26 protein-coding genes and 1 riboswitch are annotated in these 22,253 nt (G+C 35.7%); of the genes, 23 read left to right on the top strand and 3 right to left on the bottom strand.

Annotated features, from left to right (window positions below):
* Positions 1-120 precede the first annotated feature (120 nt).
* The 4 genes from QWC74_RS14430 (at position 121) to QWC74_RS14445 (ending at position 3,975) form a co-directional block, all read left to right on the top strand.
* Positions 121-681 (top strand): aldo/keto reductase, encoded by a 561-nt coding sequence (locus QWC74_RS14430; protein WP_269146099.1) that lies wholly within the window; start codon positions 121-123, stop codon positions 679-681.
* Positions 682-886: 205 nt separating this feature from the next.
* Positions 887-1,834, top strand: coding sequence for an alpha/beta hydrolase (locus tag QWC74_RS14435; RefSeq protein WP_006784105.1), 948 nt, complete (start codon positions 887-889; stop codon positions 1,832-1,834).
* Positions 1,835-1,920: 86 nt separating this feature from the next.
* Positions 1,921-3,087, top strand: a complete 1,167-nt coding sequence (locus tag QWC74_RS14440; protein ID WP_040763853.1) for an iron-containing alcohol dehydrogenase — start codon at positions 1,921-1,923, stop codon at positions 3,085-3,087.
* 72 nt (positions 3,088-3,159) lie between these two features.
* Entirely contained in the window at positions 3,160-3,975 is an 816-nt protein-coding gene (locus QWC74_RS14445; RefSeq protein ID WP_006784103.1) for an aldo/keto reductase, read from the top strand.
* Positions 3,976-4,054: 79 nt separating this feature from the next.
* Here QWC74_RS14445 and QWC74_RS14450 read toward each other — a convergent pair whose 3' ends face one another.
* Together QWC74_RS14450 and QWC74_RS14455 are read right to left on the bottom strand one after the other, a co-directional pair.
* Positions 4,055-4,519: a MarR family winged helix-turn-helix transcriptional regulator gene (locus tag QWC74_RS14450; protein WP_006784102.1), complete on the bottom strand. Its 465-nt coding sequence runs from the start codon at positions 4,517-4,519 to the stop codon at positions 4,055-4,057.
* Complete coding sequence (locus QWC74_RS14455; RefSeq protein ID WP_006784101.1) at positions 4,512-5,258, bottom strand: lysoplasmalogenase; 747 nt, start codon at positions 5,256-5,258, stop codon at positions 4,512-4,514. The genes QWC74_RS14450 and QWC74_RS14455 overlap by 8 nt, the downstream gene beginning before the upstream one ends.
* 335 nt (positions 5,259-5,593) lie before the next feature.
* On the opposite strand from QWC74_RS14455, the gene QWC74_RS14460 reads away from it, so the two are divergent.
* The 11 genes from QWC74_RS14460 to QWC74_RS14510 all read left to right on the top strand — a co-directional run bounded on the left by QWC74_RS14460 (position 5,594) and on the right by QWC74_RS14510 (position 14,459).
* Positions 5,594-6,556 (top strand): aldo/keto reductase, encoded by a 963-nt coding sequence (locus tag QWC74_RS14460; RefSeq protein WP_006784100.1) that lies wholly within the window; start codon positions 5,594-5,596, stop codon positions 6,554-6,556.
* Positions 6,557-6,914: 358 nt separating this feature from the next.
* Positions 6,915-7,418: a flavodoxin gene (locus tag QWC74_RS14465; protein WP_229040165.1), complete on the top strand. Its 504-nt coding sequence runs from the start codon at positions 6,915-6,917 to the stop codon at positions 7,416-7,418.
* 11 nt (positions 7,419-7,429) lie between these two features.
* A complete protein-coding gene (locus QWC74_RS14470; RefSeq protein ID WP_006784098.1) occupies positions 7,430-7,834 on the top strand; it encodes a carboxymuconolactone decarboxylase family protein in 405 nt (134 codons plus the stop codon).
* Positions 7,835-7,873: 39 nt separating this feature from the next.
* Positions 7,874-8,179: a carboxymuconolactone decarboxylase family protein gene (locus tag QWC74_RS14475; protein WP_006784097.1), complete on the top strand. Its 306-nt coding sequence runs from the start codon at positions 7,874-7,876 to the stop codon at positions 8,177-8,179.
* A gap of 14 nt (positions 8,180-8,193) precedes the next feature.
* The gene (locus tag QWC74_RS14480; protein ID WP_006784096.1) at positions 8,194-8,595 is read left to right on the top strand and encodes a cupin domain-containing protein; all 402 of its coding nucleotides are present in this window, start codon (positions 8,194-8,196) and stop codon (positions 8,593-8,595) included.
* Positions 8,596-8,846: 251 nt separating this feature from the next.
* Positions 8,847-9,542 (top strand): hypothetical protein, encoded by a 696-nt coding sequence (locus QWC74_RS14485; RefSeq protein WP_009606493.1) that lies wholly within the window; start codon positions 8,847-8,849, stop codon positions 9,540-9,542.
* A 218-nt stretch (positions 9,543-9,760) separates the two neighbouring features.
* Positions 9,761-10,819, top strand: a complete 1,059-nt coding sequence (locus QWC74_RS14490) for an AEC family transporter (protein WP_006784095.1) — start codon at positions 9,761-9,763, stop codon at positions 10,817-10,819.
* A 48-nt stretch (positions 10,820-10,867) separates the two neighbouring features.
* Positions 10,868-11,866, top strand: coding sequence for a 2-hydroxyacid dehydrogenase (locus QWC74_RS14495; protein WP_006784094.1), 999 nt, complete (start codon positions 10,868-10,870; stop codon positions 11,864-11,866).
* 246 nt (positions 11,867-12,112) lie between these two features.
* A complete protein-coding gene (locus QWC74_RS14500; protein ID WP_006784093.1) occupies positions 12,113-13,546 on the top strand; it encodes a GHKL domain-containing protein in 1,434 nt (477 codons plus the stop codon).
* Entirely contained in the window at positions 13,539-14,213 is a 675-nt protein-coding gene (locus tag QWC74_RS14505; RefSeq protein ID WP_006784092.1) for a response regulator, read from the top strand. Before QWC74_RS14500 ends, QWC74_RS14505 begins: the two co-directional genes overlap by 8 nt.
* A 63-nt stretch (positions 14,214-14,276) precedes the next feature.
* Positions 14,277-14,459, top strand: coding sequence for a DUF3796 domain-containing protein (locus QWC74_RS14510; protein ID WP_039930754.1), 183 nt, complete (start codon positions 14,277-14,279; stop codon positions 14,457-14,459).
* 158 nt (positions 14,460-14,617) lie between these two features.
* Here the strand turns inward: QWC74_RS14510 and QWC74_RS14515 are convergent, their stop codons facing one another.
* Positions 14,618-15,115: an aldo/keto reductase gene (locus QWC74_RS14515; RefSeq protein ID WP_288994296.1), complete on the bottom strand. Its 498-nt coding sequence runs from the start codon at positions 15,113-15,115 to the stop codon at positions 14,618-14,620.
* Positions 15,116-15,538: 423 nt separating this feature from the next.
* Here QWC74_RS14515 and QWC74_RS14520 point away from each other — a divergent pair, with 423 nt between their 5' ends.
* The 8 genes from QWC74_RS14520 to QWC74_RS14555 all read left to right on the top strand — a co-directional run bounded on the left by QWC74_RS14520 (position 15,539) and on the right by QWC74_RS14555 (position 22,185).
* Positions 15,539-16,024: a hypothetical protein gene (locus QWC74_RS14520; protein WP_006784090.1), complete on the top strand. Its 486-nt coding sequence runs from the start codon at positions 15,539-15,541 to the stop codon at positions 16,022-16,024.
* Between the two features lie 102 nt (positions 16,025-16,126).
* Positions 16,127-16,774, top strand: a complete 648-nt coding sequence (locus QWC74_RS14525; RefSeq protein ID WP_006784089.1) for an SIMPL domain-containing protein — start codon at positions 16,127-16,129, stop codon at positions 16,772-16,774.
* 14 nt (positions 16,775-16,788) lie between these two features.
* Entirely contained in the window at positions 16,789-17,337 is a 549-nt protein-coding gene (locus QWC74_RS14530) for a GNAT family N-acetyltransferase (RefSeq protein WP_006784088.1), read from the top strand.
* Between the two features lie 23 nt (positions 17,338-17,360).
* Entirely contained in the window at positions 17,361-18,401 is a 1,041-nt protein-coding gene (locus tag QWC74_RS14535; protein ID WP_006784087.1) for a M20/M25/M40 family metallo-hydrolase, read from the top strand.
* A gap of 38 nt (positions 18,402-18,439) precedes the next feature.
* Positions 18,440-19,399: a serine hydrolase gene (locus QWC74_RS14540; RefSeq protein WP_006784086.1), complete on the top strand. Its 960-nt coding sequence runs from the start codon at positions 18,440-18,442 to the stop codon at positions 19,397-19,399.
* A gap of 336 nt (positions 19,400-19,735) precedes the next feature.
* Positions 19,736-20,113: a hypothetical protein gene (locus tag QWC74_RS14545; RefSeq protein ID WP_006784085.1), complete on the top strand. Its 378-nt coding sequence runs from the start codon at positions 19,736-19,738 to the stop codon at positions 20,111-20,113.
* Between the two features lie 46 nt (positions 20,114-20,159).
* A riboswitch (purine riboswitch) is annotated at positions 20,160-20,261 on the top strand.
* Positions 20,262-20,658: 397 nt separating this feature from the next.
* Positions 20,659-21,411, top strand: a complete 753-nt coding sequence (locus QWC74_RS14550) for a S1 RNA-binding domain-containing protein (RefSeq protein ID WP_006784084.1) — start codon at positions 20,659-20,661, stop codon at positions 21,409-21,411.
* A gap of 105 nt (positions 21,412-21,516) precedes the next feature.
* Positions 21,517-22,185 carry a hypothetical protein gene (locus QWC74_RS14555; protein WP_006784083.1) on the top strand — a complete coding sequence of 223 codons (669 nt, stop codon included), beginning with the start codon at positions 21,517-21,519 and terminating at the stop codon, positions 22,183-22,185.
* Positions 22,186-22,253: the final 68 nt, after the last annotated feature.

The following is a 22,253-nucleotide window of genomic DNA, read 5'->3' on the forward strand; positions in this document are numbered from 1 at the left end:
TTTGATGCCATGAAAAAAGTGCTGCTTAATCAGCAACACCAAATATTATAGAACCATATTATAGAACCAATGGACTTTGTCCAGCTCCAAATCAATTATCTCGATTGAGAAGATGAACAGATTCAATCACGTAAATGTTTTGAGGTCGCACTTAAACATCAAAAAGAGATTATTGTGATGGAGCCGATTAAAGGTGGGACATTGGCCCAAGTTCCAAAACCGGTTGAAGCGTTGTTTAAAGGAGTTAATCCACAGAATTCAGTGGCATCATGGGCTATTAGATATGCGGCAAGTCTTCCTAACGTGATGATGGTACTAAGTGGGATGTCAAATCTGGAACAATTGTTAGATAACACAGCCTACATGCAAAACTTCGTGCCCTTTAATGAGGAAGAATTTAAAATTGTTGAGACTGCCACTCAAATCATTCAAAACCAAGACTTCATCCCCTGTACGAATTGTCAGTATTGTGTGGAAGGATGCCCGAAAAAGATTGCCATTCCATCGTATTTCATACTTTATAACAGTGATACCACGCAAAAAGAAGCTTATCTTAATTACACCCAAACACATGGCAAAGCATCAGACTGTATTGGTTGTAAAAAGTGTGAGCGCATGTGCCCACAACATCTCCCAATCATTCAATACCTAAAAGAAATCACTAAAACATTTGAAGATTAAATCGAGAAAATCAGGTCGTAATGAGACGGCTTGATTTTTTATTTATTTTAAAAACACCTCTTGTCTTAGAGTTAACTTTAAGTGTTATAGTAATCATAAAGTCATCCAAATACTGAGATGTGGATTAACTAATCACCCTGTTAAGTCTCTGATCATTTAAGTTGTTGATAGCGATGACTGGATAGAAAAGTAGGAGGAATCACTAATGGCCTGTCATTATATTGCAAAATTAAGTGAACAAGTTGAAAGAGAGCACGTTAGATACAATAATCGTTATGGTCTAGCGATTGCTGCAGATGTTTATAAAGCGAAAAATCTTGATTTAAGCAAGAAACATCCAGCTCTGATTGTTGGAGCTCCTTATGGTGGTGTTAAAGAACAAGGTCCTTGTGTGTATGCCAATGAACTAGCAAAGAGAGGATTTGTTGTGCTAACTTTTGATCAATCCTTTATGGGCGAATCAGCAGGAGAACCTAGAAATGTCTCATCACCTGAAATTTTCACCGAAAATTTCAGCGCAGCAGTCGATTTTCTTGGAACTAAACTTTCGTATGTGGACCGTGAAAAGATCGGTGCCATTGGAATCTGTGGATCAGGTGGATTTGCGTTATCTGCTGCACAGGTCGATACTAGAATTAAAGCAATCGCAACCTGCAGTATGTATGTCATGACATCAGCAGTACGTGACATGTTAGATAAGCAGCAATTAGAAGAGACGAAGCAAAAATTATCGTTGAAGAGATGGGAAGATTTTGAGAAAGGATCTCCAGAATACATTCCATTTTTCCCAGAAGAAGCCTTAGAGGTCGTACCAGCAAATCTGCAAGAGCCGACGGCAGAATGGTTTAGATTCTATGCCACCAAAAGAGGGCATCATCCAAACGCAAGAGGTAGCTTTACGACAACCAGTGATTTAGCTTTCTTAAATACCGATTTAACAGCCTTTGTTCATGAAATCTCTCCAAGACCAATTCTGTTAGTGATCGGAGATTGTGCACATTCTAAATTCTTCTCAGAAATGATCTATGAGAAAGCCTTAGAACCAAAAGAACTCTATGTCGTAAAAGATGCTGAACATATTGATTTATATGATCGAGTGGATCGAATTCCATTTGATAAGTTAGAAAACTTTTTTAAGACAAATTTGAAATAAATTCACCAAAACAACGAAGATAATAATTAGAATAGATTTCAATTGATGAGTCGCTCATCAAATTTAAAAAGAAAGAAGGAGAAATAATATTAGGAAACTTTACATATTGTAACCCAACCAAACTGTATTTTGGAGATCAATCACTTCATAATCTAAGTACTGAGCTTGAGAACTATGGTTCAAATATTTTACTTGTCTACGGTGGTGGATCAATTAAGAAAAATGGTATTTATGATGAGGTCATTAATATTTTAAAGGATAGTGGAAAAAATATTGCAGAAATACCAGGGGTTATGCCAAATCCAACGATTGAAAAACTTCGCGAGGGTGTAGCCATCACAAGAGATCATAAAGTAGATTTAATTTTAGCTGTCGGTGGGGGTTCAGTATGTGACTATGCCAAAGCGGTCTCGGTTTCGATTCACTGTGATGAAGATCCATGGGATAAATACTTTATCCGTTTTGAAGATGTGAGCTGTGAAATCGTACCGGTTGGATGCGTTTTAACAATGGTTGGAACAGGTTCTGAAATGAATGGTGGAACTGTTATTACAAATCATGAACAAAAACTAAAGATTGGTCATGTCTTTGGTGAAAATGTTAATCCGAAATTCTCAATCTTAAATCCAAACTATACCTTAACACTTCCAAAAACACAAATGGTGGCAGGTTTCTATGATATTATGAATCATATTTGTGAACAGTATTTCTCAGGAGCTGATGACAATACAAGTGATTATATCAGTGAAGGTTTAATGAAATCGTTAATTCATTCAAGTCGTATCGCCATTCAAGATCCAAATAATTACGAAGCAAGAAGTAACATTATGTGGACGTCAACATGGGCACTCAATACGTTAGTGGCTAAAGGAAAATCAACCGACTGGATGGTTCATATGCTTGGGCAAGCGGTTGGGGCTTATACCGATGCCACTCATGGAATGACGTTATCAGCTGTATCTTTAGCCTATTATCGATATATCATGCCATATGGACTCGATAAGTTTGTCAGATTTGCGACTAACGTGTGGGATGTTAAAGTAGAAGGAAAAACAAAGGAACAAGTCGCAGCAGAAGGACTTAATGCAATGGAAAACTGGATGAAAGAACTTGGTCTAGTGATGAATATCACGGATCTTGGTGTGACAGACGAGATGCTAGAAGGACTTGTTCATTCAACAATTATTCTTCCAGGTGGATACAAAACGCTAACACCTGAAGAAATTTCAACTATTTTTAAAGAAAGTATGTAATGATTCGCACTTGTAGGACATAATGTTAATGTCTGATAAGTGCTTTAATGGATAGATGAAAAGGAGAGAGTCATGGAATATATTGAGCTAAATAATGGAGTACGAATGCCACTATTAGGACTTGGAACCGTTAATCTACAGGGAGATAGCGGGATTGAAGTTATCAAGAAGGCGATTGAAGTCGGCTATCGCTTAATTGATACAGCAAGAATGTATCATAATGAAGAGACAGTCGGACAAGCGATTATCAAAAGTGGTATTGACAGAAACGAGCTATTTATCACCACAAAGCTATGTCGTAGTAGCAATAGTTATGAAAAAGCGAAAAGAGATATTGACGATTCATTAAAAAAATTACAACTTGATTATGTTGATCTATTGTTATTTCATGAACCTTATGTTGAATCGTATGAGATGTATCAAGCGATCAAAGAAGCCTATCAAAGTGGAAAAGCAAGAGCCATTGGAATTTCAAATTTTAATCAGAAGTGCTACCGTGAATTTATTGAAACGTGTGGCGTGATTCCAGCTGTCAATCAAATGGAGTCCCATGTTTATTTCACACAACATGAGTTACAAGTAGAACTTGAAAAGCATGGAACTAAGATGCAAGCATGGAGTCCTTTGGCTAATGGGAAAAAGAATTTACTCAACGAACCGATTCTTGTAGAACTCGCAGAGCAATATCATAAAACACCGGCACAGATTGCACTCCGTTTTCTAATCCAGAATGGGGTATCAGCCATTCCAAAAACAACCAGTGAACACAGATTGAAAGAGAATCTTTCTATTTTTGACTTTAACCTATCAAAGGATGAACTAGAAAAAATTAGGACACTGGATGAAAAAGTGTCTATAACAGATTGGTATCGCTCAGATTGGTTTTAATCGTCATATCAAACATGTCATTAAATGATAGGCTAAAATAAAAAAAAACAGCTCCATTTGGAGCTGTTTTTTAGGCCATTTATTTCTGTTGTAATGAATCACAAATCATTTCAAGATGATCTGTAATCTGGAAGAATACGTGATAGAAATGTTCACGTTCAGTCTCGCTAAGGTTACTAGAAGCTTGGCTAACAGCCTCTGCTATCACCTGATTCAATTGTTTATTTATCTCATTACCTTCTGCTGTTAGCACCATTTTGGTACGATATTTGCGTCCTGAATTGATCTCAACCGGCTTGACTAATCCTTTTTCAGTTAAGTCCACCATCGTTCTTGAGACAGCCGCCTTATCTTCTATACAAAGTTTACATAGCTGAGTCGCTGTTAGTCCTTCTGGATTTTTACCGAGATAGTAGAGATACATCACATGGCTAGCTTTTAATCCCATACGTTCTGTTTCAGTAAGCTTGATTTTTTGGATACACTTATACGCCTTGGTGACAGATGTTGTAAATGCCTCGAATCGTTCAATCAGATCAATCATAATCATATCCTACCTTTAACTTTTGATAAGACGTTTGTAAAGACATCGTCCCTTTTTTGTGATTTAAGAACTTCATAGAAGTAGAAGGATAAACAAATAGAGAAAATGCAAGTAAAAACTGTGCCGGATAATAGGTCCCAAGACATAAATAACCGGCTACTGGAAGATCTGCAAATGACTTTAACATGAGCATGAAATCTGAAATGAAGAATAAAAGACTTCCGATTACAATGATAAGATTTGTCATGTTCGTTTGTCGAAGTGAATTTGAAATGGCTTTACCTAACATAAATGAAATGATGACCGCGTAGACACCACAAACACCTTGCATTAAAGCCCCTCCAAAATTCAAAAATGGAGTAAAGAAAATCACCATTAAGGAAATGAGTGAAATCATCATCCCCCATAGGAAATCTTTACGGTTCATTTTATCTAACATACAATAAGAGGCAAAATAAAAAACATGACCTAGTCCAAAGACGATGGTTCCCAAATAGAAATTAAGGTTAATGAGAATATCTCCTAACATCGCAATCGTTAACGCAATGATCATCCAGATTGGAAATTTTAAATTCTCCTTATTTTTAATGCAATACATCAGATTAATTAGTCCTGTGACAACAAACAGAAGACTGGCAATCGCCTTAACTAATAATCCGTTACTAGCCATGTAAAACATATCAAAAATCAATATAAACGTTAGCATGATAACATTTGTGACTACAAATAATTTTTTCATCGTTATTTCCTTTCAATTCAACTAAACAAATTTGTTGATTTATCAACAAACAAAAATTTAACACGAACTTGTTGAGTTGTCAACAAATTCAAAATCTCCCTTCATTAAATAACAATGATCTCTATTTAAAAATCAAACCAGAATCATTCATTTCATGCGGTAACTTGTCACAGAAAACATTTCATCATGAGGAGTTCATGAACTGAATAAAGTCAATTTAGAAAAAACGATGAGAAAAGCTCAACTAAAGTTCACTTGATAGCTTGACTTGAAGTGAACTCCAAGACGTATAATCCACTTAGAAACACAAAAAGACAAATGGGAGGAAAACGATAATGGAATATACAAAATTAGGAACTACCGATATTACGATTTCACGTCTTTGTGCAGGATGCATGAGTTTTGGGGATTCCAATACTAATTTTCATTCGTGGACGTTAAATAAAGAAGAAAGTGAAAACTTGGTGAAGCGTGCACTCGATTTAGGAATTAATTTCTTTGATACAGCAAATGTTTATTCTGCCGGAACAAGCGAGGAATATCTCGGATGTGCCATCAAACATAATGTCCCACGTGATCAAGTTGTCTTAGCCTCAAAAGTTTATTTTAATGAGGGGCACTTGAAGAAAGAGGCCATTCACCGTGAAATTGACGGCACATTAAAACGTTTAGGCACTGATTATTTAGATTTATATCTCATTCATCGTTTTGATTATGAAACACCAATGGAAGAAACAATGGAAGCTTTAAATGAACTTGTAACATCAGGTAAAGTGCGTGCTATTGGCGCTTCTGCCATGTATGGCTATCAATTTCATAACTTACAACTTGTAGCAGAAAAAAATAACTGGGCAAAATTTCAATCGATGCAAAATCATTACAATTTACTCTACCGAGAAGATGAACATGAACTAATTCCAATTTGTAAGCAGATGAATGTTTCACTCACACCGTATAGTCCACTGGCAGCGGGAAGATTAAGTCGTTTAGAGTGGAAAAGCGACAGCTTGCGTAGTCAAACTGATAAAATAGCTGTTTCAAAATATGATTCGACTGCAGAAAAAGATCATGAAATTGTCCTACGTGTCCATGAACTTGCACAACAACATGAAGCAAGTATGACTCAAATTGCGCTTGCTTGGCAACTAGCAAAAGGTGTCGCATCACCCATTATCGGTGCCACAAAAGAAAAATACTTTGATGATGCAGTCGGAGCCTTTAACGTAAAGTTAACTCATCACGATATCGCTTATTTAGAAGAATTATATCAGCCTCATAAAATTGTGGGAGCCATTTAAGAAGAGAAAGAGGAAAAGCCTAAATGAATGAGATCATGATCTTGTATCAAGACCTTACTTCTTAATCTTTCTTCATGATCATCCATTCAAAAGCCAATCGACGCGACTGGTGTTTCTCCAAGTCAAACGTCTATTAAAAACATTTTAAACGTCAATGGTTTGCTAGAGGAGTAACAGCCTCTTATTTCCATAGACGATAAAAAACTTAAGCCAGCCATGACTAGCATAAAGATAGGATATGTTTAATTATTGTTTATTTTAGGTCTTGCATTGAAGTTTACTCCAAGTGTTACAGTAATCATATCCTATTCATCAGATAAGGTTATAGATTGATAGGATACTAGAGGAGGAATGAATGATGGGGAAAACATTAATTGCGTATTTTTCACGTAAAGGTGAAAACTATGTCGCGGGACAAATTCGCCATTTAGAAAAAGGAAATACTAAAATCGTAGCAAAAAAAATTCAAAACCTCATCGGAGGCGATTTATATGAAATCAAACCAGTCATACCGTATGCTGATGATTACGATACGTGTATTCAACAGGCGAAACAAGATTTAAATGAAAATAAGCGCCCCCTAATTGCAACACCGCTTCCAAATCTTGAAGGATATGAGACGATTTATATTGGCTACCCAAATTATTGGGGGACGATGCCGATGCATGTGTTTACCTTTTTAGAGGAACAAAACTTAAAAGATAAACATATCAAACCTTTTTGTACACACGAAGGTAGTGGAATGGGGCATAGTGAATCCGATTTAATTCAAATTTGTCAGGATGCTTATCTTGAAAAAGGTTTAGCAATTATCGGTTCAAACGTTTCAACTTGTGATGACTTACTACGCAGATGGGTATAGGAGGAAATAAGATGGCTATTTCAGACTTTGCCAAAGAATATCATGAAAAAATGTTTCCAAATTTCGAATCTAATCTAGCTAAAACAGATGCAGACTTGGTAGAGATTTTTAATAACTTTGCCTTCGATGAGGTGATCAATCAAACGAAATTAGATGATCAGACACGGATGATGGCTATATTGGCTTCATTAATTGGATGCCATGCGATTGATGAATTTAAAATTATGCTATTGGCAGCCTTAAATTTAGGTGTGACGCCTGAAGTCGTCAAAGAAATCGTGTATCAAGCCGTACCCTATGTTGGAATGGGGCGTGTTTATCCATTTTTACATGCCACAAATGAAATATTCGAGCTTTCAAATATTTCATTACCTTTAGCAAGTGCAAAGACAACAACACCTAAAACCCGCCTATAAAAAGGAATTGAAGCACAAGTTGAGATTTTCGGCAATCATATGTCTGAATTTTACAAATCAGGACCCGCGGAAACGAAACATATCAATTACTGGTTAGCAACTAACTGCTTTGGAGATTATTACACACGACGTGTCTTAGATTTAAAACAACGTGAAATGCTGACCTTCTGTTTTTTAGCAGCCCTTGGAGGTTGTGAACCTCAATTAACGAGCCATGCTGTTGCAAATATGAGGATTGGAAATGATAAACTATTTCTAATTGATATTGTCTCAGTCTGTTTACCGTTCATTGGATATCCACGAAGTTTAAATGCGATTCGCTGTATCCAACAAGCGTCAAAATAAAAGGAGGCATTTAAATGAATCAAGATAACATGATTTTTGAAATGGGAAATCCACTTCCCGAAATGTTTAGTCAATATTTTATTGGCAAAGCCTATTTAAACATGCTAACAACAGAAGGGGTTCCTATTGGAAATGTGACCTTTGAACCAGGATGTCGTAATAATTGGCACATTCATCATAAAGGAGGGCAAATTCTATTAGTCACATCGGGACGTGGCTATTATCAAGCATTTGGTGAAGCCCCAAGAGAATTGCATCCTGGCGACGTGATCCAAATCCCAGCCGGAGTTAAACATTGGCACGGCGCAGCACCCGATAGTTGGTTCTCTCACCTTGCAGTCGAAATTCCCGCAGAAGGTAGCTCAAATGAATGGTGTGAACCTGTGAGCGATGAAGAGTATAATCACCTGAAATAACTAATCTAAAATCATGTGAGAGAAAAGTTAATATTTTTAAGATAATTCCGAGGAAATCGGGCACTTTTTCACTGTTTCGCTAAAATAATCTAATCTCTTCCTGTCATTTGTCTTCTCATATTTAAAAGAATCTTTCTTTTCTCATTTTTGTCCTTCAAACCAATTGTTTCACTATATTTCATTCAAAGTGAGCACGAATGTGTATTTCGTGTTAAAATATGGATATCATTTGATGAATTAGGGTGAGACAGATGAATAAAATTCAAATTATTTCCTTTATTAAAGAAGAGGAGTTAACCATTAAGGCAACTGAAATGTTCGTCACAAAAGAAATAAAACAAGAGAAAAAGCGATATTATCGGATTGCTGATCACTTCATTGAACTGATTTATCTCGATTTAAACTGCTTAAGTGAAATTTCAAATCTGCCGTTATCAAAAGCGACTCAACGGATCCTATTATTAAAAGAAATCACATTTGAGCTCGAACAGCGAATCTATTCCATACTTCAAACTAAAGATATTTTAATCTTTACCGGTCATTTATCAGAGCATTTATCCATTTTTCCAACTATTATTAAGTTTGAAGAGCTAACGTCTTCAAAGAAATTGAATTTAAATCTTTTGATTTACTTATTAAATCAAAGCAACCTGTTATCAACGTTAAAAAGTCACCATTCCAGTCTATTTTTGCTTACGGGTGAGACGACAGAAACTGAATTAGTCTCGACTATTGTCACCCAAACATTAAATCAACTCTCACAAATTGAAACAGCACAAAGGCTTAAATTATACCTTTTTACTCCCTTTGAGTTAAGTTTAATCGATTTAGCAGATATTGAAGATCCAATTAATGAGTATCTCATGAATCCTTTGTTTGAAATTGAACAATTTAAAAACGTTAATCAAGATTATCAAATCTGTTATGCAGTGGTTGCATTGAATTAAAAATCCCTTCTGATGGTAAGTCAGAAGGGATTTTTTTATGAATGTAGACTATAAAAAAAACAAATTATACATCAGATTGTTAAAAAATTCACTTAAATAACTTCAATAATTATTAAAAAACTTCAACAAATTGTAGAACCTTGTCGAAACTTATACAATGTTTGTGAGCAAATAAACAAAGGCTTAAAAAGTAAAACGATATATAAAGGAGTAGACGTATGTTAGAAATCATCAAAAGCACATTAAGCGATAACGCCATTTTAGGTGCTATTTTCTCATCAGTTTCAATTATCCTTTTAGGATTTTATTTACGAAAACGAAACATGATTAATTCAACCGCTTCTAAAATGTTAACAAAGGTTGTCTTAACTGTCTCTTTACCCGCGTTAGCCTTCACTTCTTTTATGAAAGATATCAACGGTGAACAATTGAAACAAGGGATGAGCATGTTAGTATGGGGATTTGCCATTTATCTAATCTTAATTCCATTAACAAAAATCATGTTTGCAAAAGTTAAAGGGGATAAGCAAGATGTTTATCGCGTTTTAACAATCTTTGGTTCGACGACTTTCTTCGGAACACCGATTGTAACCGCAGTTTACGGAGCCGTTGGAACAATGTATTCTAACATCTTTAATATTGCTTACCGAGTATTCTTATACTCTTACGCTTTTATTAAAATGTCAGGAACAAAAATGGATAAAGAAAACTTCAAGAAAAATATGAAAGAAATCTTCTTAAATCCAATTATCTTAGCAACCTTCTTCGGATTATTTATCTGGTTATGCCAAGACATGCTGCCTCAAGTTAACGTCACAGTGAACGGAGAGGTTAAACAATATGCCTTCTTACGTCTTGATCAAACGTTACCTTGGTTCTATAAAGCACTAGATTATTTAAAAGCATTAGCGTCACCACTTGCTTGGATTTCAATTGGGGCCACTTTAGCAGAAGTTCCATTCAAAGATGCTATCTCTCAAAAAGATGCATGGGGATATAGTTTCATTAAAGTTTTATTCATTCCAGTCATTAACTTAGTTTTATTAGTTCTTGTCAATCAATTTGGAATTCTTCCAGTTTCATTTGAAGGGATGGCAACAACAGTCATCATGATGGCAGCACCAACAGCAACAGTCGCAGCAGCCTATGCCATTAACTATGACCGTGAAGCATTATTTACCTCAAACTGTTCATTACTATCAACAGTCGTTGCCGTTATCGCCATGCCAATTTGGATCGTGGTGTTAGAGCTAATTAAAACACTAGGATTATTCTAAGAGAGATTTGATTATTTAACCTTAATACCCAAAAAGGAGAAGATGAAAATGACTAAATTAGTATGTTATGGAGTACGAGAAACTGAAGTTCCTTTCTTCCATGAAATCAATAAAAAATTTGGATATGATCTTAAATTAGTAACACTTGGACTAAATCATGAAAATGTGAAAGAAGCCATTGGAGCTGAAGCAATCATGGTTCGCGGGAACTGTAAAGCAGATCGTCAAAACTTAGAATTATTAAAAGCAAATGGATTAGAATACCTCTTAACTCGTACGGTAGGATTTGATCATGTTGATTTAGATGCGGTTAAAGACTTAGAGTTAAAATGTGCTCGCGTGCCAGGTTACTCACCAAATGCTATTAGTGAGTTAGCTGTTTCTTTATCAATGATGTTATTACGTCATACAGCATATACGGTTAATCGTACAAGTCAAACAAACTTTACGATTGATCCATTCATGTTCAGTAAAGAGGTTCGTAACTGTACCGTAGGAATTATTGGAGCAGGAAAAATCGGTTTAACGACAGCTCAATTATTCAAAGGGTTAGGAGCTAATGTGATTGCTTATGATGTGTTCCAAAGTGACGTGGCAAAAGAAATCGTTGAATTTAAAGATTTAGATGCCGTCTTAGCAGAGTCTGATGTGATCTCAGTTCATATGCCATATATTAAAGGGGTAAACTATCATATGATTAATGAAGAGTTTATCGCTAAAATGAAAGATGGAGCCATTTTAATTAATACGGCTCGTGGTGAGATTCAAGATATCGATGCGATTATCAAAGCAGTTGAATCTAATAAATTAGGTGGATTTGGTACGGATGTTTTAGAAGGGGAATCTGCTGTCTTCTTTAAAGATTTCAAAGGCGCTGCTTTAGAAAATCCTTCATTCCAAAAATTAATTGACCTTTATCCTCGTATTTTAGTGACACCACATATCGGATCATATACCGATGAGGCGTTAACAAACATGATCGAATATTCTTATGAGAATTTAAGAGATTATTTAAATGAAGGAACATGCAAAAATAGCATTGCCTAATCATTCAAAGTATATTGTCACACGTGATGTGACAATATGCTTTTTTTTGTGAATATTAAAGTCTGAATCCTCAAAGGATAATAAAAGATAAAATTTCATAGCGAGTGTGATGATGTCATGAAAAAGCAATGAACGTTTAAAACTAAAATCATTTTATGGACACTTAGTATAACGTCCATTCCCTTAATTATTTCATATCTTATTTTTCTTAATTCTAAGTTACACGACTTTGATGAAAAGATCAAAATGTCTCTTCAAGAAACTGGATTTAGTATGGCACATAGTGTCCTCATTAAAGAGAAATTAATCACTCATGACAATGATGGTAGCATTCAAAAGTATACGTTAGATTTTATTGAAAACTTGAATAATGTGGATTTAATCGTCGTAGCAGATATGAATGGAATCAAATACTCCCACTTAGATGAAAGTCAAATTGGCCAAGTCTATGTCGGCTCTGATAAACAAAAAGTATTAGCCACTGGTGAAAGATACTTTTCTATTATGGAGGGATCTCAAGGGAAGACGCTCAGATGGTTTGAGCCTATTTTTGATGAACAACAGCAAATCGGTTTTGTCATGGTTGGAAAATATTATCGTGATATCACGGTGGCTAATACCGACATCATGCGTAATTATGTTTTACTTTGTCTAAGCGTGATTGGATTGGCAGGAATTGGGGCTAAATTCTTTTCATCAAGCATTCAAAAACGCATGCTTAATATGGAGCCTGAAGAAATTGCAAGGCTATACCGTCAAAAAAAGATTATCATTGAAAGTGTAGCAGATGGTATTATCGCCTTAGATGCTTCGCAACACGTGATTGAACTCAATAACCGTTGTAATATGATGATTCCAGATTTTAATGTCACTAGCTTAATTCAACGTCTAGACCCTTACATCGATTCTTATACCGACTTTACGATGAAAGAATTCATTATCCAAGATAAAAGACTCTTTATAAATCTTCATCATCTCTTTCAAAATGAAGTATACTTAGGAAGCGTCATTACGTTAATGGATCGAAACAATATCCACGATATCGCAAAAGAAATCACTGGGATTGATGAAGTCATTAAAAATTTAAGAGTGACCATTCATGAATTCAAGAATAATTTACATGTCATCTTGGGTTTAATTCAACTCGATAAAGTGGAGGAGGCAAAATCATATATTTTAACCCTTCAACAAACTCGGGCGGAAACTGAAGTGAAGTTTCATTCGATTGAGGATCCTCTGATTAGAGCTTTACTTATGAGTCGGTCATTAGTTGCGAAAGAACGTCAAATCGAGTTTACCTTAACCGAAGAGTCCTTTTTATATCCCACTCATCAACGCATTACGGCTTATGATCTGGTGACCATTATTGGAAATTTACTCGAAAATGCCTTTGAGGCGTGTTCCTCTTTAGAAACCTCTTCGAAAAAAGTCGAAATTTCGTTGTACGAGGATGAGACTTCCCTTGAAATTCAAGTGAGAGATAACGGTGAAAAAATTAATCCAGCGTTTAAAGATAAACTATTTGAATCCGGTATTTCTACGAAGGGTGAACATCGTGGTATCGGTCTTTTTCTTGTCAAAAATCGAGTTGAATTATATCATGGTACAATTGAAATTGAAGATTTTGATGAAGAAAAAATATTCGTAATTATGATTAATAAGGGAGAGTATGATGGATAAAGTATTAATTGTAGAAGATGACCCAATGGTTGCCTTAATTAATAAACGTTATTTACAACAATTTAGACAGATAGAAATCTTTGGTCCTGTTATGTATGAAGAAGAGGTCTTATCCTACTTAGAAGCACAAAAAATTGACCTCATTATTATGGATGTCTTTCTTCCGAAAAAAAGCGGTCTAGAGATTCTTAAAACAATACGTGAAAAAGAATATACGGTGGATGTCATTATGGTCACTGCTGCTAATAGTTCAATGGAACTTAAACAAGCATTTGCCTATGGAGCGATTGATTACTTAGTTAAACCTTTTGAATCTATTCGATTTGAAGAAGCTTATAAAAAATATCAAAGTAAAAAAGGGTTACTGTTAAATCAAAAATCAATGACACAAAAAGAAATCGATGCTTTTATGAAAGCTTCATTGTCTCAACAGGTTGAAGAGTTACCGAAAGGATTAAATAAACGAACCCTAGAAAAAATTACACTCTTTTTAAAAGAACATCCCGATCGCATTTGGACGTTACGCGAGATTGCTAATGAAACAAAAATCAGCAATGTCACCATCAAAAAATATATGGATTACTTAGAGAGTCAAGATAAATTACATGTTCAAGCAACGACTGGAAATGTCGGAAGACCGGAGTTAAAATATTCAATTAAGCTATAAAAAGAGATTATCCTCTCCCCGTTCACATATAATAAAAGTAAGAACGAGGAGAGGGGAATTGGAATGATTTATAGCAAACATAAATACCTTGGTTTTCTAGGGCTACTTGCATTAATTGGGTTAAAAGGGTTTGTAACAGAAGAATACCTTTGGTTTTTATTCTTCCTCAATTACGGTTGGTTTACCTTTTTCTATGAAAACAGCCCCATTTATAAACGTCATTTAGACAAACGATTAAACAGCTAAATAAAAAAGATAAAAGGGAAACCGTCAGAATGGATAGTTTCCCTTTTATCTTTAAATGAGATTTTTGATCTAATATAGTCTCTTGGATGTTCTATCAAAAGGAGATTAATGTCACCTTATCCTAAGACCCAAGGTGTCTCTTTAACTGATGAATTATTTTATCCAATTCTTCTAATCAATGGGGTATAGCCGATGATATGATCGATTCGATTTAATAGATCCTCTGATAGTGTGATGGCGCTAGCTTGGACATTTTTCTCAATTTGTTCTGGTTTTGAAGCCCCAGTAATCACTCCACTAATACATAGACGTCGTAGAATCCAAGCCAGAGATAAGACGGGTAAGGAAATACTGAGTTCATGAGCGATTTGAAGAAGAGCTTCAACTTTTTCTAAGTTATCGTCTGTTAACATAGCATTTACTTGATTATATTTAAGCGTTGCACGCGAATCCTGAGGAATAGGCTCACTTTTACGATATTTCCCCGTTAATAAACCTTGAGCTAGCGGACTGAAAGGCACAATTCCAATACCGTATCGTTCACAAAGATCCATGATTTCATCTTCGATGTAACGGTCGAGCATATGATACTGAGGTTGTATCACTGAAAGAGGTCGAAGTCCCTTAGCCTCAATAATACTGATTGCTTCTGCGATTTGGGCTGCACTCCATCAGAAATCGCAAAATTAAATGGCAGTCTCGAGATGATTCAATATAAAATTGAGAATTACAAAAAAATCGGGATTTTTCATCTCGACGTGCCTAAGAATGAAGACTAAAGACTCATCTCGATGAATATCATGTAAAGAATGACCTATTAAAAGTCCTAGTTTCCATCCAACTTGGGCTTTTTTTATCACCTCTTGCTTTTTGAAGGAGCCTTTATTTAGTTTGTTTCTTATTAGAATTTTTTCACAAAATAAGATTCAAATTTAAATTAAAAGCATACAATATAGTATAAGAAATCTTTTATCAATCACTAGTTATTTTTTTATTTTACAATAAAAGCGCTTTAATAAAAAGTTTTATATGGTATAATCTAGAAAAAGGGTTTCTTCATGTTTGAGGAGTGATGTGAGATGTGTGAGGTTGAGAATAATGTCAGAGTAAGCGTCAAAGGTCCAAAAGAAGAAATTGAAACGTATATTCAATGGTTAAAATGTACGCAAGAATATCAATTAAAGTCAGGTTTTGGAAAAAATATTCCCGCTTCTAAGTTATCTTTAACCGATTTTAACCTTGCAGAAGATTCATGGCAGTTTTCTAGTACCAATCTTAAGCATCAAATTAAAGCTTTTTATCGTTGGAATCTCAAAGAATTAAATTACCAAGTCAACTATATGGTTTATTACGGAACACATCCTTTAACAAATGGCACGCTATGCACGAATAAGGTAGAGGATTATCAAGACGGAATCTTTCCTGAGCTCATGAAAGCCTTTAATCCCATTCCAGCAATGCTTGCTTGCAAATGTCCAAATCTTCAAATCGAGGTAACTTGGGGAAGTTATTATCTCGAAGAAAAATATCTAAATGATTCACTTGATGATGATCAAGCCATTTAAAACAGACGTGATATCTCGATTCAATGAGGTATCACTTTTTATGTTAAATTATTCCATAACGTGTTATAATAGGAACAAATTGAGATTCAGGGGGGGATTAAAGTGGAGCAACGAACACTAACCGTAAAAGGGACGGGGCAAGCCTCGTTACCACCGGATACCATTCAACTTGATTTTGACTTAGAATCGAAAGCAGAAAATTATGATGAAACGATTAATTTAGCCGGAACACGACTTGAACAACTTCGTTCGTGTTTAGCTAACGTTGGATTTAGCAAATCTGATTTAGTGACGACAAACTTTTCCGTAAATACTGATTATGAAAGCGTCAAAAACGAAGAAGGTGAATACATTCGTGTCTTTAAAGGATACAGTGTCAGAAACAACTTAAAGCTCAGTTTCCCAATCGATACCCATCGTTTAGCTATGATTTTAGAACAACTCAGTGCATGTGAAGCCAATCCTGAACTATCCATCCACTTTTTATTAACAGACGATACCAAACTAAAAGAACTCTTGCTACAAGATGCGGTTGCAGATGCGACTCAAAAAGCCAATATTTTAGCTTTGGCAGCGGGAGTCAGACTTGATGATATATTAGCCATTACCTACGATTGGAGCAATATCGTCTATAGAAATCGTGAGATGATGTTAGAAGAAAGCGTTGCTTATTCAGCTGCAGCTATCGATATTCAACCAGATAATGTCAGTGCGAGTGACACGGTTACCATCGTTTGGGAAATTAAATAGGGGAGGGCCCATCTTTGAAAAGAACAATCAAACCCATCAGTGAAGCCTATTTAACGTGTTCATTAGATTTAGTTGAGACGGTCTTTACAGAGGCTAATGATGAAGAAGAAGGAAAAATGGTTCGATTATTAGTCGAAGAAATTAGGCATAAACGTTACCATATCCCTGAACTAGAATTAATCGCTCTTGATTCAAAGGATAATCTTATTGGATATGCCATGTTTTCAAGATTTCAGTTACAAGGACAATATGAACAGGAATTATTAATTTTGGCACCCGTTGCTGTGAAAACGTCATTTCAACGACAACATATTTCAAAAGAGTTAATTGAATACGGATTTGTTAAAGCCAAAGAAATGGGATTTAAAGCCGTGATTGTGGAGGGAAATCCACAAAATTATCGTTCAAGAGGATTTCAAACAGCAGTTAACTACGGGATTATGCCTGGAAAAAGCGTTCATTTACCTGCCATCGAGTGTCTAATGGTTAAAGAATTAGAAGAGGGGGCTTTAACCACCATGAAAGGGCTGGTAGAGTATGATGATTATGAAGCTTTAAAGTAGGCGTTTAGAATAGGAGATGTATGATGAATAAACACTTTTTATATGAAATGATTCAAACGGCTTCACCATCTGGCAAAGAATTCGAGTTACAGAAAAAAATTATGTCTTACATGCAAGACACCGTAGATGGTTTTGAAACGGATACCACAGGAAACGTTATGAGCATCTTAAATAAAGACCATGACTTTAAAGTCTTACTTGCCGGCCATGTCGATGAAATCGGGATGATGATTACGATGATTACATCAGACGGATTAGCTAAAGTAACAAACGTAGGCGGAATTCGTCCGGCTTTATATCTCGGACAAAAAGTTCGCATTCTGACCAAAAATGGCATTATCGGTGGAGTCGTCGGATATAATAATGACCTTCTTAAAAATAAGTCATTAGAAACAAAAGACTTATTTATTGATTTAGGCGCAACTTCAAAAGAAGAAGCACTTAAAGTGATTGCGCCTGGTGATTATGTTGTAGCAGATACAGATTATCTTGAGTTATTAAACAACAACTTAGCCGGACGAGCACTTGATAATCGGTTAGGGGCTTTTATTGTGATTGAAGCACTGCGTCGTGCAAAAGAGTTAGGAACACGCGTTGGAGTCTACAGTGCCACCACAGTTGGTGAAGAAACGACGATGCGTGGAGCGGTATGGGCAGCTAAAAGGGTAAAACCAGCCCTGGCTTTAATCGTCGATGTAACGTTTGCAACCGATTATCCAGGAACCAATCCGGAAGTAACGGGTGAAATTAAACTCGGTGGTGGACCGGTTTTATGTCATGGATCCATCATTAATAACCACCTAAATGATGCCCTGATTAATATCGCCAACCGTTTAAATATGCCGATTCAATTTGAGATGGCACCCGGACGTACGGGAACTGATGGAGATCGTATTCATTTTCAAAATGATGGCGTCCCATTAGCACTCATCTCAATCCCACTTCGTTACATGCATTCAGGAAGTGAAGTTTGTCATTTAAACGACGTTGAACAAATTATCGAGTTAATTGCACATTTCTTAGCCGAACTTCAACCTTGTTTTAATTTATCACCATATGCATAAAGAGAGCACTCGCTCTCTTTTTTTAAGGGAGGATTGACATGAATTTTAGAGGGACGATTTCAATCAAAAAAGAAAAAAGCATCCTTTTTAAACAATCTTATGGCTATGCTGATGTTGCCAATCAGCGAAAAAATCAACGTGAGACTAAATTTGCGACGGCCTCAGCGGGTAAAGTTTTTGTTGCGGTCGGTATTTTACAATTGATCGAACAGAAAAAACTTCACTTTGACGATACCATCGGACAGATTCTAACGATTGATTGGCAACAAATTGATACAACGATTACGATCCGCGAATTATTGACTCATACCTCGGGAATTCCCGATTACTTTGATGAGTCAGTTATGAGCGATTACGATGAGTTGTGGACAGATTATCCTAACTATAAAATTAGGTCATCTCAAGATTTAATCCCCTTGTTTATTCACAAACCTATGATGTATCCACGGGGAGCGAAATTTCAATACAATAATACCGGCTTTGTGGTGCTTGGCTTAATCATTGAAGCCATCACACATCAGTCTTTTGATGAGTATTTACAACAGCATGTCTTTAACGTCGCTCAGATGCCCTCTACTGGTTACTATGAGCTAGATTGCCTACCTGCAAACTGTGCCAATCATTATGTGTATGATGAAAAACGGCAACGCTATGTGACGAATATTTATAGCGTTGATGTAAAAGGAACAGGGGCGGGAGGTGCTTTTACAACGGTAGATGATATTGAAGCCTTCTGGGAAGCGTTGCTTGGGTATCGCCTCTTATCAAAAGAGATGACAGATGAGATGCTTCGTGTTCAAGCTGGAAATGATCAAGATCATTATGGCTATGGGATTTGGTTAACAGAGGAGAGCATTCCGTATTTTTGTGGAAGTGATCCTGGCGTTAGTTTTATGTCTTCCTATGATGTAAACACTAAAACAATCGTCACACTTTTTAGTAACTTTTCGGATAATGTTTGGTCTTTACATCGTGAGATTCGAGAATCATTATCATGAGAAAAAGACGGATATGAATTAAAGATCATCCAAATCTCACATCCCCCTATTCAAGAGGTCGGTTCCTTAGAGGGGCAAGTCCTCAAACAATTAAAAAAAATCAAACCGGATTTGATTATGATAACGGGAGATTTAGTGAATAATGCCAGGTTTAATGACGTTGACGTTTTATCCTTTTGAGAATCATGAGTATGCCATTTTGAATCGAAAATCCAGGAAGCAGGCGTTGTGTTGCTTTGAAATAACAAGATAGTACTTACAAAAGGGAAGACGCGTATTGAATGAATCGGTGTCAATGATTCCAATTTAATGAAAACCCAAGAAATGGAGGAAACCTTGAACGCGAAGGTGAATCCGGATGCATTTAGTATTTTAATGTCACACCGACCTGAATATTTAAAGCTGTATGAGGCCTATGACGTTGATTTGGTTTTTTCGAGTCATGCCCATGGAAGACAATTTCTGTTTCCTCTGATGGGAGGATTAATTGGGCCAAATCAAGGGTTATTTCCCCTCTATACAGCAGGTGTTCACCAAATAAAAAGCACAAGCTTAGAGATAAGTCGTGGCATTGAAAACAGCCTCATTCTCATTCGTTTTTACAATCAACCGGAACTAGTTTTAATCCTATTATCCTCGGATCCTAGCTTTTTTCAAAAAAACGTCAGACAATATTCGACTTTTCTTAAAAAAAGTTCTTGCAACTATTTTTAAATCGTGCTATTATTTAAGTCCGGAAATAATTAAGTTTATTTCCTACTCCAAATAGTTATAATTTACTTGTATAATTGTTAAGATATGGTTAACTAGTTTCTACCCGCGACCTTATATCTCGCGGACTACAAGTAAAAACTTTGTATGTCCTCATCATACAATCCTTTTTACTTGTTGAACACCGAAATGGCCTTCGGTGTTCTTTTTTTATGTCTAATTTTCAATTCTAGTTTTTTAAAAAGAAAATTCTGAATCATTAAAGGAGAAGGGTGAGGACTGAATCCTCTTCCTTTGAATTTTTATATCTAAAAATCAGCACCCACCCAAATATGAAATAAGGTAATGTTAAAATACGACATCAGGTCTTTTTATGCCGAAACTTGTAGAAACATTAAGCTGAGATTGTATGAAAAGACAGTATCTTTTTTGTGAGATTATTGGTAAAATGATAATACAAACGCTTTCTCGATAGAAAGCTTATTTAATGTGAAGACAGTTGAAGATATCAAACATATCTTGGGGATTCATATAGGGGGGATATATTAATGGAGGATTTTTCACACAATCCATTAGCAACAAATCATGAAATTTTAGAAGGGATTATTCGATTAGTTCAATTCGATATCTTATTAAATGATTACGTGGCATGGCTTGATTTTGAGGGGGATCGTGTCATTATTCCACGTCAAGAACTCGAATTGTATGAAATTAAAAGCACCTTAAATCATTATATCGGGATGAAAGTGCAATTTAAAATCATGAGTTATGACGAACAACGACGTGTTTACTTAGCTTCATGTAAAGAAATAAAAGAAGAACGTCGAAACGACATTATTGCTCGCTTAAAAGAAGGAGAGTCATTTGAGGCGACGATTACCAAAATTGTCTACTTTGGTGCCTACTTAATGATTGATGGCATTTCAGTTATTTTACGTAATCAAGACTTTTCAAATGACTACACAACCGTGGGGGATATTTATCATGAAGGGGATACGATTCTTGTTTCGTTATTAAAGGTGAATGATAATATGAAAATTAATGTTCAAGCTGTTGAAAAATATGAAACACAATCAAGCATTACCATTGAAGATTTTGAACCCCAAACCGTCGTTTATGGACTTGTTCGTAACGTTAAATCTTGGGCATGTTTTGTCAATATCGCCCCAAATTTAGATGCGATTTGTCCGGTTCCAACTTATTTTAATGTCAAAGAAGGAATGAAGGTAGCCTTCAGAATTAATCAAGTTCGATTAGATGAGGGCCGTGTCCGCGGAAAAATCATCAAAATCATTCATTAACCACAGGAATTACACCTCAATCGTGGAATTATATCACTATAAAATTCTAAAATATGATATAATCGTATCAATTAAGCGATAAAAGAATCGATTGGGGGAACTTATATGTTAGGTTGCATAATTGGAGATAACTTACGAAATCAAAAAAACTCCAGTGAAGGCATTACAATCATGATGGCGGTAGCCGATGTTTTATTATCCAAGCTTGTCTTTGAAGACTTAAGACAAGAATCCGAAAGTGACACCCTTTATCGCAATCGCTTTGATTACTTTATGACACACGCTAAAAAGACAAAAAAAGACATTCAATTAAGTCAATGGACACAGATTGCAGCCATTCCCATTGGATTTAGCTCAAACACCATCGATGAGGCAAAAGAAGAAGCAAAAAGATGTACCCGTATCATGACAGATAATAAAAAAAAGCAAGAAGAGGCAGCACTGCTAGCTAGTTTAATTTTCTTAGGAAAAGAGGGGGTACCAAAGGAAGCCATTCCTTTCTTTTTAGAAGCCGAATATAACCTGAAATTAACACCAAAGAAATCACCACTTGCACGTGCCATCTTAGATTTAATTTCACAAGAAAGTTTCGAATCTTATTTAGAGCATAATAAACTAGCTAAAAGAAGATCTTATACCTTATTATGCGGTGGACTTGGCCAAGCCTTTTTCCCGCTTCCCGCTTCTTTAAGTAATGCAACACTCGATCTCTTACATGAAGATTATAAGCGAATCGTCTTAAGCTTTCATAAAACATACGATTTAGCCTTTTAATAACGAAAAGAGCAAATTTTTGCTCTTTTTTGTTTGCTCGACAAAGGTCCCCTTGTCTGACATGAAAA

This window comes from uncultured Turicibacter sp., assembly GCF_938044715.1.
Taxonomy (GTDB): domain Bacteria; phylum Bacillota_I; class Bacilli_A; order MOL361; family Turicibacteraceae; genus Turicibacter; species Turicibacter sanguinis.

What these genes read in the sequence shown, in the direction of transcription:
- QWC74_RS14435 (WP_006784105.1), top strand. Translation starts at nt 887, where the DNA reads ATGGCCTGTCATTATATTGCAAAATTAAGTGAACAAGTTGAAAGAGAG.
- QWC74_RS14445 (WP_006784103.1), top strand. Translation starts at nt 3,160, where the DNA reads ATGGAATATATTGAGCTAAATAATGGAGTACGAATGCCACTATTAGGA.
- QWC74_RS14450 (WP_006784102.1), bottom strand. Translation starts at nt 4,519, where the DNA reads ATGATTGATCTGATTGAACGATTCGAGGCATTTACAACATCTGTCACC.
- QWC74_RS14455 (WP_006784101.1), bottom strand. Translation starts at nt 5,258, where the DNA reads ATGAAAAAATTATTTGTAGTCACAAATGTTATCATGCTAACGTTTATA.
- QWC74_RS14460 (WP_006784100.1), top strand. Translation starts at nt 5,594, where the DNA reads ATGGAATATACAAAATTAGGAACTACCGATATTACGATTTCACGTCTT.
- QWC74_RS14465 (WP_229040165.1), top strand. Translation starts at nt 6,915, where the DNA reads ATGGGGAAAACATTAATTGCGTATTTTTCACGTAAAGGTGAAAACTAT.
- QWC74_RS14470 (WP_006784098.1), top strand. Translation starts at nt 7,430, where the DNA reads ATGGCTATTTCAGACTTTGCCAAAGAATATCATGAAAAAATGTTTCCA.
- QWC74_RS14475 (WP_006784097.1), top strand. Translation starts at nt 7,874, where the DNA reads ATGTCTGAATTTTACAAATCAGGACCCGCGGAAACGAAACATATCAAT.
- QWC74_RS14480 (WP_006784096.1), top strand. Translation starts at nt 8,194, where the DNA reads ATGAATCAAGATAACATGATTTTTGAAATGGGAAATCCACTTCCCGAA.
- QWC74_RS14485 (WP_009606493.1), top strand. Translation starts at nt 8,847, where the DNA reads ATGAATAAAATTCAAATTATTTCCTTTATTAAAGAAGAGGAGTTAACC.
- QWC74_RS14490 (WP_006784095.1), top strand. Translation starts at nt 9,761, where the DNA reads ATGTTAGAAATCATCAAAAGCACATTAAGCGATAACGCCATTTTAGGT.
- QWC74_RS14495 (WP_006784094.1), top strand. Translation starts at nt 10,868, where the DNA reads ATGACTAAATTAGTATGTTATGGAGTACGAGAAACTGAAGTTCCTTTC.
- QWC74_RS14500 (WP_006784093.1), top strand. Translation starts at nt 12,113, where the DNA reads ATGTCTCTTCAAGAAACTGGATTTAGTATGGCACATAGTGTCCTCATT.
- QWC74_RS14505 (WP_006784092.1), top strand. Translation starts at nt 13,539, where the DNA reads ATGGATAAAGTATTAATTGTAGAAGATGACCCAATGGTTGCCTTAATT.
- QWC74_RS14510 (WP_039930754.1), top strand. Translation starts at nt 14,277, where the DNA reads ATGATTTATAGCAAACATAAATACCTTGGTTTTCTAGGGCTACTTGCA.
- QWC74_RS14520 (WP_006784090.1), top strand. Translation starts at nt 15,539, where the DNA reads ATGTGTGAGGTTGAGAATAATGTCAGAGTAAGCGTCAAAGGTCCAAAA.
- QWC74_RS14535 (WP_006784087.1), top strand. Translation starts at nt 17,361, where the DNA reads ATGAATAAACACTTTTTATATGAAATGATTCAAACGGCTTCACCATCT.
- QWC74_RS14540 (WP_006784086.1), top strand. Translation starts at nt 18,440, where the DNA reads ATGAATTTTAGAGGGACGATTTCAATCAAAAAAGAAAAAAGCATCCTT.
- QWC74_RS14550 (WP_006784084.1), top strand. Translation starts at nt 20,659, where the DNA reads ATGGAGGATTTTTCACACAATCCATTAGCAACAAATCATGAAATTTTA.
- QWC74_RS14555 (WP_006784083.1), top strand. Translation starts at nt 21,517, where the DNA reads ATGTTAGGTTGCATAATTGGAGATAACTTACGAAATCAAAAAAACTCC.